The sequence below is a fragment of the Acinetobacter sp. YH01010 genome, assembly GCF_013420775.1.
GTDB classification, from domain to species: domain Bacteria; phylum Pseudomonadota; class Gammaproteobacteria; order Pseudomonadales; family Moraxellaceae; genus Acinetobacter; species Acinetobacter amyesii.
In genome coordinates this window covers 1-2304 of sequence record NZ_VOYF01000058.1, presented here as the reverse complement: position 1 = coordinate 2304, position 2304 = coordinate 1, and the positions used below count along the sequence as shown (strand labels likewise).

Sequence of the window (2304 nt, the reverse complement as noted above, 5' to 3'; positions counted from 1 at the left end):
CAACTGTTAATGCTGAAAATAGAGCTTATACTCAACTTATTCGTCCATAATATATAAATTCACAATATTTAAAAGCTGGCTCATTTCAGTAAAAGTCGCAAGATTTTTCATTTTCACAAGGCTTTCCTTTAGAATAGGCGCATCTTATTTCTTAGCTTTGATTTCTCAATGATTCAGTTAGACCAGTTATCTATACGTCGCGGTGGACGTGTTTTATTTCAAAAAGCGTCGATGCAGTTACACCCAGGATGGAAAATTGGCCTAACCGGTGTCAATGGTGCCGGGAAATCGACCCTGTTTTCAGCTTTGCTTGGTGGCATGGAGTCAGACACCGGTTCGTTGACCCGTCCTGCGGTATGGACCGTGGCGCATATGGCGCAGGAAATCAAAGCGCTGAATATGAAAGCCATTGATTTCGTCTTGTCCGGCGATGAAGAATACTGGGATATTCAACAGAAACTGGAGCAGCCAGATCAGCTGGATGATGCAGAACTGGCCCATTTATATGGCCGTTTTGATGAAATTTCAGGTTATTCTGCGCCGGCCAAAGCTTCGCAACTGATGGCCGGTCTGGGCTTTTTTGAACATCAATCCCAACTGGATGTTTCAAGTTTTTCTGGTGGCTGGCGCATGCGCCTGAATCTGGCGCGTACCCTGATGAGCCGTTCCGATTTACTCCTTCTTGATGAACCGACCAACCATTTAGACCTGGATGCCATTCTCTGGCTCGAAGACTGGCTGAAAGCCTATGAAGGTACGCTGGTGCTGATTTCGCATGACCGGGATTTCCTCGATGCGATTACCGATCATATTTTACATATTGAAAATCAGGAACTGATTTTATATACCGGTAACTACTCGACCTTCGAGCGCACCCGCAGTGAACGTCTGGCGCAGCAGCAACAGGCTTATGAAAAGCAGCTGGAAACCCGCGCACATCTGCAAAAATATATTGACCGTTTTAAAGCGAAAGCCACCAAAGCCAAGCAGGCACAGAGCCGGATCAAACAGCTGGAGCGTATGCAGGAACTGTCTGCTGCCCATGTTGATACACCATTTACCTTCAGTTTCCGTGAACCGACCAAAATGAGTTCGCCTTTATTGCAACTGGAACATGCCGATATTGGTTATGGTGACAAGCTGATTGTCACCAATGTCAATTTACAGATCACGCCAAGCAGCCGGATTGGTTTGCTCGGGATGAATGGTGCCGGTAAATCCACCCTGATTAAATCGCTGGTCGGTGATTTAAAATTGCTTCAGGGTCTGCGTAAAGATTCAGAACTGCTCAATATTGGCTACTTTGCCCAACACCAAATGGATGCACTGGATGGCAATGCCAGCCCGATGTTACAGCTGGCCCGTATTGCCGATAAAAAAATCAGTGAAGCCAGCCTGCGTTCTTTCCTGGGCAGTTTTGGTTTTAGCGGCGAACGCATGGATACGCCAAGTGAAAGTTTCTCAGGCGGTGAACGTGCCCGTCTGGCTCTGGCATTGATTGTCTGGCAGCGTCCAAACGTGTTGATTCTGGATGAGCCGACCAACCATTTAGATCTGGATATGCGTCATGCATTGACCATGGCCTTGCAGGATTTTGAAGGTGCTGTGGTGCTGGTATCGCATGAGCGCCAGCTGATTGCCAGTGTCTGTGATGAATTGCTGCTGGTACATAATGGTCAATGCCGTGAATTTGACGGTGATCTGACCGCTTATGCCGACTGGTTACGTCAGGCCCGCATTGAGATGATCAAAAACGGGCAGAAGCCAGCCGAGCCGGTGAAATCTCAGGTCGAAGTCAAAGCAACCATTTCCAGACTGGACAAAGAAGCACAGCGTAAGGAAGCGGCACGCCAGCGGGAACTGAGCCGCCCGATTCGTAAAAATATCGAAAAATGTGAAACACAGATTTCAAAGGTTACGCCGCGACTGGCTGAAATTCAAAGCTTGCTCGGAGATAGTGCTTTATATGATGCCTCACGTAAAAATGATTTGCTCAAACTGATGAATGAGCAAACTGAGCTGAAAGCCAAACTGGAAACAGCCGAAGAACAGATGCTGGAACTAATGATGGAACTGGAAAGTCTGGAGCAGTCCTTCTAACACTATTTCAACACCCCCATTATCTGAGAGATGAGTAACAAGCGTTATTCATCTCTTTTTTTTATTAAAACCACCCATTTTTAATATTTTCCTCCTGCTTTTCATCTCCGTGTAGTTCCTTGCTATTCTTGAGTACTGCATCTCTTCTTCAAAACTTGACACATTTTGTCGTGAATTACGCAAGTGCCATATAAGTTTATTTTT

The 2304-nt window shown here is 46.1% G+C and carries 1 protein-coding gene; it reads left to right on the top strand.

Annotated elements, in window-relative coordinates; all coding sequences use genetic code 11:
- Positions 1-168 precede the first annotated feature (168 nt).
- Complete coding sequence (locus tag FTT77_RS17120; protein WP_154320142.1) at positions 169-2100, top strand: ATP-binding cassette domain-containing protein; 1932 nt, start codon at positions 169-171, stop codon at positions 2098-2100.
- Positions 2101-2304: the final 204 nt, after the last annotated feature.